Genomic DNA, 13267 nt, shown 5'->3' on the forward strand with positions numbered 1-13267 from the left:
CTGTAGACGCTCAGGCGTGGAAAGGCGGCAGGCCATGGCAGAGGCGGGCACCACGACCCCCCGCGAGCGCTACCGGACCCAGGTGCGCGCGGAGGTCAAGGAACACGCGTGGGAGCAGATCGCCACGGCCGGGGCGTCCGCGCTCTCCCTCAACGCGATCGCCAAGCGGATGGGCATGAGCGGACCCGCGCTCTACCGGTACTTCGCCAGCCGCGACGACCTGATCACCGAACTCATCCGGGACGCGTACCGAAGCCTCGCCGACGCCTTCCGCACGGCCGCCGCGTCCAGCGCCGACCTGGCCGCGCCGGCCCACGCCATGCGCGGCTGGGCCCTGGCGGACCCCCACCGGTACTTCCTCATCTACGGCACCCCCGTCCCGGGTTACCACGCGCCCGACGACATCACCGCCATCGCGTCCGAGATCATGACGACCGTGCTCGACGCCTTCGCCCCCCTGCCGTCGGAGAGCCCCGCGACGCCGTTCGAGACGCATCTCGAAGACCACCGGCAGTGGGCGGGCGACCACCCGGCCTCAGCCGTGGCCCTCCACCGGGGCCTGATCTTCTGGACCCGGCTGCACGGCGTGCTGTCCCTCGAACTCGCGGGCCACTTCGCCGGGATGGGCTTCGACAGCGGCCTGCTCTTCGCCGCCGAGCTGGACGACCTGTCGGCACGCTGACCGTATCGAGAACTGCGTACGCCCCGCCGCCGAGGTCACACCGGCGGCGGGGCGACCTTCGTCAGCCGCCGACATACGCCGCGAGGTGCTCGCCCGTGAGGGTCGTGCGGTCCGCGACCAGGTCCGCCGGCGTGCCCTCGAAGACGATCCGTCCGCCGTCATGGCCCGCGCCCGGGCCCAGGTCGATGATCCAGTCCGCGTGCGCCATGACCGCCTGGTGGTGCTCGATGACAACGACCGACTTCCCGGAGTCCACGAGCCGGTCCAGCAGCCCGAGCAACTGCTCGACGTCGGCGAGGTGGAGGCCGGTGGTCGGCTCGTCGAGGACGTACACACCGCCCTTCTCCGTCATGTGGGTCGCCAGCTTGAGCCGCTGCCGCTCCCCGCCGGAGAGGGTGGTGAGCGGCTGTCCGAGGCTGAGGTAGCCGAGCCCGACGTCGGCCAGCCGGTCGAGAATCGTGTGCGCGGCAGGCGTACGCGCCTCACCCGCGCCGAAGAACTTCTCCGCCTCGCTCACCGACATCGCGAGCACCTCGCTGATGTCACGGCCGCCGAAGTGGTAGTCCAGAACCGACGCCTGGAACCGCTTCCCCTCGCACTCCTCGCAGGGAGAGGCGACACCGGCCATCATCGCCAGGTCGATGTACGTGACCCCGGCACCGTTGCACGTCGGGCAGGCACCCTCGGAGTTGGGGCTGAACAGCGCCGGCTTCACCCCGTTGGCCTTCGCGAACGCCTTGCGGATCGGATCGAGCAGCCCCGTGTACGTCGCCGGGTTGCTGCGCCGCGAGCCGCGGATCGCGCTCTGGTCGATCGACACCACCCCGTCCCGCCCGGACACCGAACCGTGGATCAGCGAGCTCTTGCCGGAACCGGCGACACCGGTCACGACGGCGAGGACCCCGAGCGGGATGTCGACGTCGACGTCCCGCAGGTTGTGCGCCGTCGCGCCACGGATCTCCAGCGTGCCGGTGGGGGTCCGTACCGTCTCCTTGACGGCGGCCCGGTCGTCGAAATGGCGCCCGGTCAGCGTGCCGCCGGTCCGCAACCCCTCGACGGTGCCCTCGAAACAGACGGTGCCGCCCGCGCTTCCCGCTCCGGGCCCGAGGTCGACCACGTGGTCGGCGATCGCTATCGTCTCCGGCTTGTGCTCCACGACGAGCACCGTGTTGCCCTTGTCCCGCAGCCGCAGGAGCAGGTCGTTCATCCGCTGGATGTCATGGGGGTGCAGCCCGGCGGTCGGCTCGTCGAACACGTACGTGGTGTCGGTGAGCGAGGACCCCAGGTGCCGGATCATCTTGACGCGCTGCGCCTCGCCGCCCGACAGCGTGCCCGACGACCGGTCGAGCGAGAGGTAGCCGAGACCGATCTCCACGAACGAGTCGAGGGTCTGCCGCAGTGTGGTGAGCAGCGGCGCCACCGACGGCTCGTCCAGATCGCGGACCCAGTCCGCCAGGTCGCTGATCTGCATCGCGCAGGCGTCGGCGATGCTGATCCGCTCGATCTTCGAGGAGCGGGCCCCCTCGCTCAGCCGCGTACCGTCGCACTCCGGGCAGGTGGTGAACGTGACCGCCCGCTCCACGAACGCGCGGATGTGCGGCTGGAGCGCCTCCTTGTCCTTCGAGAGCATCGACTTCTGGATCTTGGGGATCAGCCCCTCGTAGGTGAGGTTCACGCCCTCGACCTTGACCTTGGTCGGCTCCCGGTGGAGGAAGTCCTCCATCTCCTTCTTGGTGAACTCGCGGATCGGCTTGTGCGGGTCGAGGAAGCCCGACTCGGCGTAGACCCGCACGGTCCAGAAACTGTCGGACTTCCACCCGGGGATGGTGAACGCGCCCTCCGCGATCGACTTGGAGTCGTCGTAGAGCTGGCTGAGGTCGATGTCGGAGACGGCACCCCGGCCCTCGCAGCGGGTACACATGCCGCCGGTGCGGTTGAAGGTCGCCTTCACCGTCTTCTTGTCGCCGCGCTCGACGGTGATGGCGCCGCTCGCCCGGACCGAGGGCACGTTGAAGGCGTACGCGCCGGGCGGGCCGATGTGCGGCTGTCCGAGCCGGCTGAAGAGGATGCGCAGCATCGCGTTGGCGTCGGTGGCGGTGCCGACCGTGGAGCGGGGGTCGGCGCCCATCCGCTGCTGGTCCACGATGATCGCGGTGGTCAGCCCTTCGAGTACGTCCACCTCGGGCCGTGCCAGCGTCGGCATGAAGCCCTGCACGAACGCGCTGTACGTCTCGTTGATCAGCCGCTGCGACTCGGCGGCGATCGTGTGGAACACGAGCGAGCTCTTGCCCGATCCCGAGACGCCGGTGAACACGGTCAGCCGCCGCTTCGGGATCTCGATGCTGACGTCCTGGAGGTTGTTCACGCGCGCGCCGTGCACGCGGATCAGCTCGTGGCTGTCGGCGACGTGCGGCGCGGGCGGCTGCGCGTCCGCCCTGGTGGGCCTGCTCATCGTGTCTCCATCTGTTTTCCTGCCGCGCTGTCTGCCGCGCTGTCTGTCGCCCCGGACCGCTCGCTCAACGCACCTCGTTGATCCGGATCAGGTTGCCCGCGGGATCGCGGAAGGCGCAGTCCCGTACACCGTAGGGCTGGTCGGTCGGCTCCTGGACGACCTCCGCACCGGCGGCCTGGAGCTCGGCGAAGGTGGAGTCGACGTCGGCGGTGGCGAGAATGATACGGACGTAGGTGCCCTTGGCCATCATCTCGACGATGGTACGGCGCTCGTCGTCCGTGGTGCCGGGGTCGCCGGCCGGCGGCTCCAGGACGATGGACGTGCCGGGCAGGCCGACGGGGCCGACGGTGATCCAGCGCATCCCGCCGTATCCGACGTCGTTGCGCACCTCGAAGCCGAGGATGTCGCGGTAGAAGGCCAGCGACGCGTCCGCGTCGACGTGCGGGAGGAACGTGGTGTGAATCGTGAGGTCCATGCCGGTCACACTAGGTGCGGCCCGAGGCCCGCGCTTCTCGATTCCTGACCGGTCTCGTCACCTGTTTCGCGACACACGACGGCATCTCCGCCGTCGCGCCCGCCGTGCGGCGCCGATAGGTGCTGGGCGGCACTCCGACCAGCTCGGTGAAGCGTGTGCTGAAGGTGCCCAGCGACGAACAGCCGACCGCGAAACACACCTCGGTGACGCTGAGGTCCCCCCGCCGCAGGAGCGCCATCGCGCGCTCGATACGGCGGGTCATCAGGTACGCGTACGGTGACTCGCCGTACGCGAGGCGGAACGCGCGGCTGAGGTGCCCGGCCGACATGTGTGCCCCGCGGGCGAGCGCCTCCACGTTGAGCGGCCGCGCGTACTCCCGGTCGATCCGGTCGCGGACGCGGCGCAGCCGCGCGAGGTCGAGCAGGTGCTGCTCCGGGGTGGGTCTGCTGGTCACCCGGAAAGCGTGCCATGGAGAGGCCGGGGGCGACCAGCGCGGGTCAGGGCCGGTGCGCGCCGGGCGCGGTGTAGGTGAGGTGGGCGGGATCGAGCGCCCGCAGGAAGTCCGGGGCGTCGAAGAGCTCTCCGGCGGCGGCCACCCCGACCGTACGGACCCGGCCGTCGAGGATCCGTACCGCCGCCTCCACCACGAGGGGCGCGGTGACCGCGTAGATGTCACGTCCGGACGCCGTCGCGCGGCGCTCCTCCCCGGCCCGGCGCGCGACCACGTCGACCACGAAGGTCTGGGCCGAGCGTCCGGAGCTGTCGGCCGCCGTGGGCGGGGGAGTCCCGGGATCGCCCAGGTCGCGCAGGGGTGCCCGGTTGATACGGACGCGGATCTCCGGCACCCGCAGGTGGCGGGAGATGGTGACCTGGTCGGCCGTGGAAAGCTCGGTGACCTCCTGGACGCCCAGCGGGCGCGGGAACGGCCAGGTGTCCGTCCATGGAGGGCCCGGGGGCGGCGGGGGCGGCGGGGTGAGCCGGCCGCCGGTGAAGACCAGGTGGCGGCCCGCGTTGCGCCGTACGGTCTCGCGGGTGCCCCGGGTCGGCAGCCAGCTGTCGAGGGCGATCGCGATCGTGAGGTCGTCCGCGTCCGGCCAGTCGCCCATCGCCGCGCAGGCCAACAGGTCGCCGAGCCCGCCGTAGAACGCCACCGACGGGGCGACCACCACCCCGGCGTCGCGGGCCCGGAGGGCGTACCGCTCGAACGTCTCCAGGGCGACGGCCTGCTCGGCGGCCACGTCCAGGTAGGGGATGCCGGCGCGCAGCGCCGCGTCGATCACGGGGGCCGCCGTGTCGGCGAAGGGACCCGCGCAGTTGATGACCGCCGCCGCGCCCGCCAGCGCGCGGTCCAGAGACGGCGGATCCGCGATCGACGCGACCCGGGGGTCCGCTCCTGGGTACGGTCGGGCGGCGGCGCGCAGCCTGGCGGCGTCGCGGCCGACGAGCAGGGGAGCGAAGCCGCGCCGGCGCAGTTCGGCGAGGACGAAGGCGGCGGTGTGGCCATAGGCGCCGACGACCGCAACTGCCCGCTGTTGTCTGTTCATTCAGCCATGATCACGGCCGGGGGCAGCGGCTACGAGTGGCTGAAACGACGAGATGCGTACACTTTCGGACATGACCTCGTCGGACACGACCTCTGTGGTGCTGGCGCTGTACGACGGGGCCCTGTTGTTCGAAGCCGCCGCGGCCTGCGAGGTGTTCGGCATCGACCGGGGCCTGGCCGAGCCGTGGTACGACTTCCGCGTCTGCGGCCCCCGGCAGGCGCGGCTCGGCGGCTGGCTGCGCGTCGACACCCCGCACGGGTACGAGGCCCTGGCGGACGCGGACACCGTCGTCGTCGCGGCCTGTGGTGACGTCGAGGCCGACCTGCCGGGCGAGTTGGTGGACGCCGTGCGCGCGGCGCACGCGCGGGGCGCCCGGGTCGTGTCCCTGTGCACCGGGGCGTTTGTCCTGGCCGCCGCCGGAGTGCTGGACGGCCGCCGCGCCACCACCCACTGGGAACACGCCGCCACACTCGCGGCGCGCCATCCCCGGGTCCAGGTCGACCCGGACGTCCTCTACGTCGACGAGGGTACGGTCCTGACCTCGGCGGGCAAGGCCGCCGGGATGGATCTGTGCCTGCACCTCGTCACACTCGACCACGGCGCGGCGGTCGCCAACGCGCTGGCGCGCCGCCTGGTGGTGCCCGCCCGACGCGCGGGCGGCCAGGCCCAGTTCGTCGCCGTCCCCGCCCCGGCCGACACCGGCCACGCGCTCGCGGACCTGCTGGACTGGGCGAGCGGGCGGCTGCACCAGCCGCTGACCGTGCCCGACCTGGCCCGCCGGGCGAACATGAGCACCCGCAACCTGACCCGCCGCTTCACCGCCGCCACCGGTGTCACCCCCCTGCGCTGGCTGCACACCCAGCGCGTCCACCGCGCCCAGGAACTCCTCGAAACCACCGACGACAGCGTCGAACTCATCGCCGCCCGCACGGGCATGGGGACCGCCGCCACCTTGCGCCGGCACTTCCACCGCGCCCTCGGTGTGCCGCCGGACACCTACCGGAGCACCTTCCGCGTCCACCGGACCCCGCTCGGCGGAGGAACGGCACGTTCGGGTGGGGAGCTGCCATCGGAGCCGGGCCTGGCGGACACGCGAAAGCGGTGAGGGAGTTGAGGGAGGTGCGGTGAGGTGGGGGCCGTGCCAAGCTGGCGGACGCGCCAACCTTCCCTCTCCTCCCCGTCCCTCTCTCTTTCTCTCCTTCCGTCGAGCATGGGAGCGTTCAGTGATCCCCCCGCGGCTGGTCCCTCTGCTGGAACAATTCGACTTCGCGTGCGAGCGCCTCGTCGGCCGTCTGGCCGGCCCCGTCATGGACAGCGGCGACGGCGCGGAGACCGAGGTCGGCCCCCTGACGGACGCGGAGTACCTCTGGGAGCCGGTGCCCGACTGCTGGTCGGTCCGGCGGCGCGCGGACGGCCCGGGCGCACGCGCGACCCTCCTGGCGGCCGCGGGCGCGTGGGGGCGTGACGCCGCGCCGCACCCCCACCCGTGGCCCCCGCCCTTCACCACCCTCGCCTGGCGGCTGAGCCACCTCACCGAGATGCTGACACTCCGCGCCGACCACACGGCCGGCCGGCACGTCCTGACCCGCGACGACCACCCCGTCAGCGGCGACGCGGCGGGCGCGGTCGCGGCCTTCGAGGAAGGCGCGGCGGCCTGGCGCAAGGCACTGGCGGCCGTGGACGACGCGGCGCTCGACACCGTGGGGTACTGCACCTACCCGCACGGCAGCGACGCCGAAGAGCCGTTCGTCGACATCGTGTGGTGGGTCAACCAGGAAGTGCTCCACCACGGAGCCGAGATCGCCCTGCTCCGCGACCTGCACCGCTCAGGCGGGCACTGACCCGCCTGCGGCGGCCCCGTCTCTGGCGTGTCGGCCGCATCGCGCGCCGCCCCGGCTGACCGGATTCCCCCGCTCGCGGGGAGGGTGTGCCTTCGCCGTGTGCGTCGCGTCGGTCGACCGCGTCCGGCCGTTGGCCGGGAGGAGGCTACGCCCCTCGGGGCGGTCGACTGTTCGCCCCTCGCCGGGACGAGGCCACGCCTGTCGGCGGCTCTGCCGCGTCGCGCCTCGGGCTCGGCCGATCACATTCCTCTCCCGCTCCCGCTCCCGCCCCCGCTCCCGCTCCCGGCTGCGCGGGCAGCGCCCGTAACTGGCCGCTCCTTCCTGGCCGCCCCCCCAGCCGACAGCCTTCTGGATCCAACCCTTCCGGCAGATGGCCTCTCTGGCCGACAGCCCTCCGGTTCCACCCCTCCGGCAGTCGGCCCTCGCGGTCGGCCGCCACCGGCAGGGCTGGGCCGGGCCCCTGTGGCCGCACCCCGACGTTGGGTCGCTCCCCCCTGACGGCTCCGCTCCCCGGGCACCCTCCTTGCCGGGCCCCCTGCCGCAGCCCACGTGGCCAGTTGCCTGTCGCGGACGCCTGGACGGCCAACCGGCCCCGCAGTTGGCCGCCCCCGCCCCCCCGCTGGGCAGCCCCCCCGCTGAGGCTGGCCCCGTAGCCGCCCCCCGACGATGGGCCTGCTCCCTACAGCAGGCCCACGGCCCCCGCCCCCGATTGCCGGCCCCCCGCCGCGCGGCACCTCCCCGCTGCCCGCGCCCCGTGGCAGCCCCCTGGTGGCCCCCCCCGCCACCCCGGCCCCCCCACGGTCGCCCCGCGCGACCAGGCGCGATCGCGGCGTCAGTCCGGCCGCGGCGGCCGGCCGTCAGCCGCCGTCACGTTCGCCCACCCTCAGGACCGCCGCCGTCACGTTCGCCGACCCTCAGGACCGCTGCTTGCGGCGCGCGGCCGTCAGGCCGATCACGCCGATGATCGTGAGGAACCCCGCCACCAACGTGAGTCCCGGCACCCCGCCGATGAGTCCGACGGCGCTGCCGCTCGAACCGGCGAGCACCAGCACCGCCCACCCCACGTGGCCGTTCCCCGCGTCCTCTTGCCCCTGTCCCTGTGCCATGTCCGGTGTCTCCTCTTCTCTCCGTCGTTCGCTTCTTGTCCGCCCACCTGCCGACGGAGCGAGAACGTAGCCCTCACGCCCCGCGCCCCGGCGGGCGCGAGACGCAGCCGACGGCGAAAGGCCAGGTCGGGGCGGGCCGGGACGTCGGTAAGAAGTCCCCGGACCGGGCCGGACCGGGGGTCAGGCGTGACCGTCCCCAAAACACCCCGGTCCGCCTAGAGTTGGCCGGATGGAAGAAGCGGAGCCCGAGGAGTCCCGGCCCGAGGACCCGCCAAGAGCGTTGTTCGCCGCCGCGTTGACCCGGCTCAGGCGCCAACTGCCCCACCTGTCCGACGAGATGCTCGCGGCACGGGTGAGCCGTACGGCCCTGCCGTCCGGGCGCCGGATCACCGTCAACGCCCGCCGTCTGGGCGAGTGGCTCAGCGGGCGCTCGGTGCCGAGGGACTTCCACGCCGTGGTGGCGGTCGTACGGGCCGTCGAGTCCGCCGTCGACCCCGGCGGCTCCCGGACGTCGATCGCCGAGTGGGAGCGACTGTGGCGCGCGGCGTACGACAACCGCGCGGCGGCGACCCCCGACGACGTGGTGGTCGGCCGGCCGCCCAGCGACGCCGCGTCGTTACGGCAGCGGCCGGCCCTGTCGGACGCCGTCGAGGCGGCCCTGCTGGACGACTCGGTACGGGACGTCGTCCTGACCGGACCCGGCGGCGCCGGGAAGTCCCAGCTCGCCGCCGCCACCTTCCACCGGGCCCGGCGCCCGGGAGGGGTACGGGTCTGGGTGCCCGCGTCCTCACGCCAGTCGGTGCTCACGGCGTACGCCCGCGCCTGGCGGGTCGTCTCGGGCGAGGTTGGCGGGCGCGGATGGGACGACGAGACCCAGGCCGACCTGTTCATCGCCTGGCTGCGCACCGCACCACGGCCCTGGCTCGTCGTGCTGGACGATGTGGACGACCCCGCCGACCTGCGGGGGATCCGCCCCGTCGGGGACCGGGGCAAGACGGTGACGACCACCCGCCGCCGGGACGCGGCACTGATCCGGTCGTCGTCCCGGGTCGTACGGGTCGGCATGTTCGCGCCCGAGGAGGCCGTCGGCTACCTCCGCTCACGGCTCGCGGTGAACACGGACTCGGACATACACGGGGACGGGGAGAAGGACGGCGAACTGGGCGCCCTCGCCCACACCCTCGGCCATTTCCCGCTCGCGCTGTCCCAGGCGGCGGCGTTCCTCATCGACACCGGCATGCCCCTGACGACCTACCGCCGGCTGTTCGACGACCGGCGGGAAACACTGTCCGACCTGCTGCCCGCGACCTCCCCGGCCGACGAACACAGCGACACGGTGGAGACCGCGTGGAAGCTGGCCCTGGACCGGGCGGAGGCCCTCGCACCGGCCGGAAGTGCCCGGGCGACGCTCGAACTCGTGTCGATGCTCGCCCCGGACGGCATCCCGGAGGCGGTGCTGCACACCACGGCGGCCCGAGGCTGGATCGAAGCGGCCATGACCGCATACCGGGACAGCGCGCGGACCGACCCCGGCCCCGACCCCCGTTCCGCCGAGCGCGCCGTCCTCCTCGCCCTGCGGGCCCTGCACCGGCTCAGCCTGATCACCCACGAACCGTCCCGCACCCCCGCCTCGGTCGAGACGCACGCCCTGGTGCAGCGCGCGACGCGCGAGACCGTACCCGCCCACGCCCTGCCCGGCCTCGCGGGCGCCGCCGCCGACGCGATCGAGGAACTCTGGTCGGGCACGGCGGAGTCCCCGTACGGGCCCGACACCGAGGCGGCCCTCTACCGCGGTGTCGAGTCCCTGCGCCGGACCGCGCCCGGCGGTCTGCTCCGGAACGGGCGCATGCACCCGGTCCTGCGCCGCGTCGGTCCGTACCTCGCCGAACTGGGGCGCGACGCGGCGGAGCGGGACGTCTGCAGGGAACTGCTCGCCCAGGCCCGCGCCACCCTCGGCGACGGACACCGTGACGTCCTGGTGCTGCGCGGCCAGGTCGCCCGCGCCACCGGCGAGTTGGGAGAGGCGGCGACCGCGCTCGCCTCCCTGGTGGAGATCCGGCGGGAGGCCGAGAGGACCCTGGGACCCTCGGACCCCGACACACTGACCGTACGGCTCCACGAGGCACGCTTCCGCATGGAGGCCGGGGCGGTGGCCGAGGCCCTGGACGACTTCACCGAACTCGCCGGCCGGGCGGCCACCGTGCTCGGCGCGGACCACTCCCTGGTGACGGACGCGCGGCGGAACGCCGCTCTCTGCCGCAGCCTGACCGGGGACGCCGTCGGCGCGCGGGACACCTGCGCCGCGATCGCCACCGCCGTGGAACGGCGGTTCGGCCCCGGCCACCCCGTGACCCTGAGCGTCCTCACCGATCTGGGGCGGTACGAGGGCGAGGCGGGCGACCCGCACGAAGCGGTCGCCACGTACGTCCGGGCGGTGGCCGGGCTGGAGGCCGCGGTCGGCCGGCTCCACCGGGACACCCTGATCGCCCGCCACAACCTCGCATACTGGCGCGGCCTGGCAGGCCAACGGGCCCTCGCCGTCGAGGAGTTCACCGTCGCGGCCCAGGACGCCGAACGGGCCCTCGGCCCCGGCCATCCGACGACGCTCACATACCGGGTCAACCTCGCCTACTGGCGCGGCCTTTCCGGGGACACGGCCGCGGCCACGGCCGAACTGGCCTCACTGCGCCCGACCGTCGACAAGGTGCTGGGCCCCGACCACCCGCGCGCCCTGCGCACCCGCCAACAGCACGCCGAAGTCCTGGCACGCGCCGGTGACCACACCGGCTCCGCCGCGCTCCTCACCACCCTGCTGACCGACATGACCCGGGTCCACGGCAAGGACCACCCCCGCACCCGCGAGGTCGCGACGGCACTGGAGAAACCGGAGAACGCAGAAGGCCCCGGACTCTGACGGAGAGTCCGGGGCCTGTCATGGAGCGCTGGGCAGGCCTTGCACCTGCATCTCCCCGCAGGAAGCGGGGCGTCTTTCCTTGGACCACCAACGCCGGGCCCGCGATCCGGTGTGTCGGCCGCAAGCTCAAGATCAACCGTAGCGCACACCGCGCACACTTCAAAACCGCATCGCGGGAGCGGGTCTCAGCGGGCCGGGCCCGTCCAGGGCTCGCGCCACGAGGGATGGCCGCGCACCAGCTTCTTCGCCTCCTCCGGACCCCACGAACCCGGCTGGTACGCGTGCACCTCGGGCGGGTCGTCGAGCAGGGGCTGCACGATCCGCCAGGACTCCTCGACGCTGTCCTCGCGCGTGAACAGCCGGTGATCACCCGTCAGGGCGCTGTGCAGCAGCCGCTCGTACGGGTCGAAGGGCTCACCGACGTCCGGGGCGAACGAGGCGCTGAGGTTGATCGGCTGCCAGGACGCGTCGTCGCCCTGCCCGACCAGCTGGAGCCGCAGACCGGGATCGGGGTCGATGCGCAGCACGATCTGGTTCTGTTCCGCCTGCGTCGGCGCGGGAAGGCAGGCCAGCCGTGGCGCGCGGCGCAGCAGGAGCCGTACCTCGGTCGCCCGCAGCGGCAGCTTCTTCCCCGCCCGCAGGAAGAACGGGACGTCGGTCCACCGCCAGTTCTCCACCTCCAGGCGCAGGGCGGTGAACGTCTCGGTGGTGGAGCCCGCCGACACCCCGGGGACGTCCGCGTACCCCTCGTACTGGCCCCGGACGCAGTGCGCCGGATCGGCGGCGCGGACGACGCTCAGGATCTCGGCCTTCTTGTCGCGCACGCTGTCCGCGTCGGAGCGGGTCGGCGGGTCCATCGTGACCAGCGCGAGCACCTGGAGGAGATGATTCTGTACGACGTCACGGAGCGCGCCCACGGAGTCGTAGAACTTTCCGCGGTCCTCGACGCCGAAGTCCTCCGCCATGGTGATCTGGACGGCCGACACACTGTTCCGGTCCCAGAGGCCGGCCAGCGCCGGGTTCGCGAACCGCAGGTACTCCAGCTCGATGACCGGTTCCTTGCCGAGGAAGTGGTCGACCCGCAGCAGCTGGTTCTCGTCCAGCACCGCGCGCAGCCGCGCGTTGAGCTCACGCGCGGACTCCAGGTCGTTCCCGAAGGGCTTCTCCACCGCGACGGCGGCGTTCCTCAGGATGTCCGCCCTGCCGAGCCGCTCGACGATGGGCGCGAACAGCGACGGGGGCATCTCCAGGTAGAACAGGGGGCGGTGTCCCGACCCGATCTCCCGCGCCAGCCGGTCGTAGAGCGCGTCGTCCATGACATCGCCGGGCAGGTACGTCAGCCGTTCGGCGAACCGCTGGAAGACCGCGTCCTCCACCGGCTCCCCGGTGGCGGTGATCGCGTCGCGTGCGTACGCCGCGAGCTGCGCGGTGCTCATGTCCGTGGACGCCACCCCGATGATGCGGCAGTCGAGCAGGCCCCGCCGCTCCAGACGGTAGAGGGACCGGAGTGTCATCTTGCGGCCGAGATCCCCGGTGATGCCGAAGATGACCAGCGTGTCCAGCGCGCTGGTAGGGTCCGTCGTCGCTTGTGCGCCGTTGGTCCTGGCCATGTCGCACCTTCCCTCATGCCGTTCGATTCACTGTAGGTGTGATCTCCGGCCCGCGCCCGTCCGAGAGGTGGCGGGGGGTGGCACATCGCTGCGATGCATGGAACTACAATCATTTCGATGGATATACGCACTGTTTCCTTCGGTCACCCCGACGCCGTCCGGCTCAACGATCGTGTACAGCTCGAATACGGCGAGCGGTACGGCGACGAAGGCGACGTCACCCCTCTCGCGCCGGACATGTTCGACCCGCCGCGCGGCCGGTACCTGATCGTCTACGACGACCTGGGCGTCCCGGTCGCCACCGGCGGCTGGCGCAGCCAGGACAAGAACGAGGACGGCTACTCCGACGGGGACGCGGAGATCAAGCGCATGTACGTGACCCCGGAGGCGCGCGGGCGCGGCCTGGCCCGGCTCGTGCTGACCGCCCTGGAGGACGACGCCCGGGCCGCGGGCCGTATCCGTATGGTGCTGGAGACCGGCACCAAGCAGCCCGAGGCGCTGTCGCTCTACGCGTCCAGCGGCTACGAACCCTGCGCCAAGTTCGGCCACTACCGCTTCCACGAACTGAGCCTCTGCTACGCCAAGCCGCTGACGGTCCCGCCCGTCGCCGGGACGCCGGACGCTCTCCTCTAAGGTGTGGTCG

11 protein-coding genes are annotated in these 13267 nt (G+C 72.8%); 5 read left to right on the forward strand and 6 right to left on the reverse strand.

Going from position 1 to position 13267, the window contains the following annotated elements; genetic code table 11:
• The first annotated feature begins 34 nt into the window (after window positions 1-34).
• Window positions 35-682 carry a TetR/AcrR family transcriptional regulator gene (locus ACIO1C_RS15000; RefSeq protein WP_401862964.1) on the forward strand — a complete coding sequence of 216 codons (648 nt, stop codon included), beginning with the start codon at window positions 35-37 and terminating at the stop codon, window positions 680-682.
• A 61-nt stretch (window positions 683-743) separates the two neighbouring features.
• Here ACIO1C_RS15000 and ACIO1C_RS15005 read toward each other — a convergent pair whose 3' ends face one another.
• The 4 genes from ACIO1C_RS15005 to ACIO1C_RS15020 form a co-directional block, all read right to left on the reverse strand.
• Window positions 744-3134, reverse strand: a complete 2391-nt coding sequence (locus ACIO1C_RS15005) for an ATP-binding cassette domain-containing protein (RefSeq protein ID WP_401862966.1) — start codon at window positions 3132-3134, stop codon at window positions 744-746.
• Window positions 3135-3198: 64 nt separating this feature from the next.
• Window positions 3199-3609, reverse strand: a complete 411-nt coding sequence (locus tag ACIO1C_RS15010; protein ID WP_401862969.1) for a VOC family protein — start codon at window positions 3607-3609, stop codon at window positions 3199-3201.
• 10 nt (window positions 3610-3619) lie between these two features.
• A complete protein-coding gene (locus tag ACIO1C_RS15015) occupies window positions 3620-4063 on the reverse strand; it encodes a helix-turn-helix transcriptional regulator (RefSeq protein WP_401862971.1) in 444 nt (147 codons plus the stop codon).
• Between the two features lie 43 nt (window positions 4064-4106).
• On the reverse strand, window positions 4107-5153 hold the full coding sequence (locus ACIO1C_RS15020; RefSeq protein ID WP_401862973.1) for a saccharopine dehydrogenase family protein: 1047 nt from the start codon (window positions 5151-5153) through the stop codon (window positions 4107-4109).
• Window positions 5154-5223: 70 nt separating this feature from the next.
• On the opposite strand from ACIO1C_RS15020, the gene ACIO1C_RS15025 reads away from it, so the two are divergent.
• Both ACIO1C_RS15025 and ACIO1C_RS15030 read left to right on the forward strand, forming a co-directional pair.
• Complete coding sequence (locus ACIO1C_RS15025) at window positions 5224-6258, forward strand: helix-turn-helix domain-containing protein (protein ID WP_401862976.1); 1035 nt, start codon at window positions 5224-5226, stop codon at window positions 6256-6258.
• 118 nt (window positions 6259-6376) lie between these two features.
• Window positions 6377-6994 (forward strand): DinB family protein, encoded by a 618-nt coding sequence (locus ACIO1C_RS15030; protein ID WP_401862979.1) that lies wholly within the window; start codon window positions 6377-6379, stop codon window positions 6992-6994.
• A 914-nt stretch (window positions 6995-7908) separates the two neighbouring features.
• Here ACIO1C_RS15030 and ACIO1C_RS15035 read toward each other — a convergent pair.
• On the reverse strand, window positions 7909-8100 hold the full coding sequence (locus ACIO1C_RS15035; protein WP_401862982.1) for a hypothetical protein: 192 nt from the start codon (window positions 8098-8100) through the stop codon (window positions 7909-7911).
• 229 nt (window positions 8101-8329) lie between these two features.
• On the opposite strand from ACIO1C_RS15035, the gene ACIO1C_RS15040 reads away from it, so the two are divergent.
• A complete protein-coding gene (locus ACIO1C_RS15040; protein ID WP_401862984.1) occupies window positions 8330-11014 on the forward strand; it encodes a tetratricopeptide repeat protein in 2685 nt (894 codons plus the stop codon).
• A 185-nt stretch (window positions 11015-11199) separates the two neighbouring features.
• On the opposite strand, the gene ACIO1C_RS15045 is transcribed toward ACIO1C_RS15040, so the two are convergent.
• Window positions 11200-12624, reverse strand: coding sequence for a glucose-6-phosphate dehydrogenase (locus ACIO1C_RS15045; protein ID WP_401862986.1), 1425 nt, complete (start codon window positions 12622-12624; stop codon window positions 11200-11202).
• A 117-nt stretch (window positions 12625-12741) separates the two neighbouring features.
• Between ACIO1C_RS15045 and ACIO1C_RS15050 the strand changes: the two genes are divergently transcribed.
• Entirely contained in the window at window positions 12742-13257 is a 516-nt protein-coding gene (locus ACIO1C_RS15050; RefSeq protein WP_401862987.1) for a GNAT family N-acetyltransferase, read from the forward strand.
• The last annotated feature ends 10 nt before the right edge of the window (window positions 13258-13267 follow it).

This window comes from Streptomyces sp. NPDC087420, from assembly GCF_044744165.1.
In the GTDB taxonomy this organism is placed as follows: Bacteria; Actinomycetota; Actinomycetes; order Streptomycetales; family Streptomycetaceae; genus Streptomyces.

Excerpts from the sequence above, each read along its gene's own strand:
- ACIO1C_RS15000 (WP_401862964.1), top strand. The coding sequence starts at position 35 with ATGGCAGAGGCGGGCACCACGACCCCCCGCGAGCGCTACCGGACCCAG.
- ACIO1C_RS15005 (WP_401862966.1), bottom strand. The coding sequence starts at position 3,134 with ATGAGCAGGCCCACCAGGGCGGACGCGCAGCCGCCCGCGCCGCACGTC.
- ACIO1C_RS15010 (WP_401862969.1), bottom strand. The coding sequence starts at position 3,609 with ATGGACCTCACGATTCACACCACGTTCCTCCCGCACGTCGACGCGGAC.
- ACIO1C_RS15020 (WP_401862973.1), bottom strand. The coding sequence starts at position 5,153 with ATGAACAGACAACAGCGGGCAGTTGCGGTCGTCGGCGCCTATGGCCAC.
- ACIO1C_RS15025 (WP_401862976.1), top strand. The coding sequence starts at position 5,224 with ATGACCTCGTCGGACACGACCTCTGTGGTGCTGGCGCTGTACGACGGG.
- ACIO1C_RS15035 (WP_401862982.1), bottom strand. The coding sequence starts at position 8,100 with ATGGCACAGGGACAGGGGCAAGAGGACGCGGGGAACGGCCACGTGGGG.
- ACIO1C_RS15040 (WP_401862984.1), top strand. The coding sequence starts at position 8,330 with ATGGAAGAAGCGGAGCCCGAGGAGTCCCGGCCCGAGGACCCGCCAAGA.
- ACIO1C_RS15045 (WP_401862986.1), bottom strand. The coding sequence starts at position 12,624 with ATGGCCAGGACCAACGGCGCACAAGCGACGACGGACCCTACCAGCGCG.
- ACIO1C_RS15050 (WP_401862987.1), top strand. The coding sequence starts at position 12,742 with ATGGATATACGCACTGTTTCCTTCGGTCACCCCGACGCCGTCCGGCTC.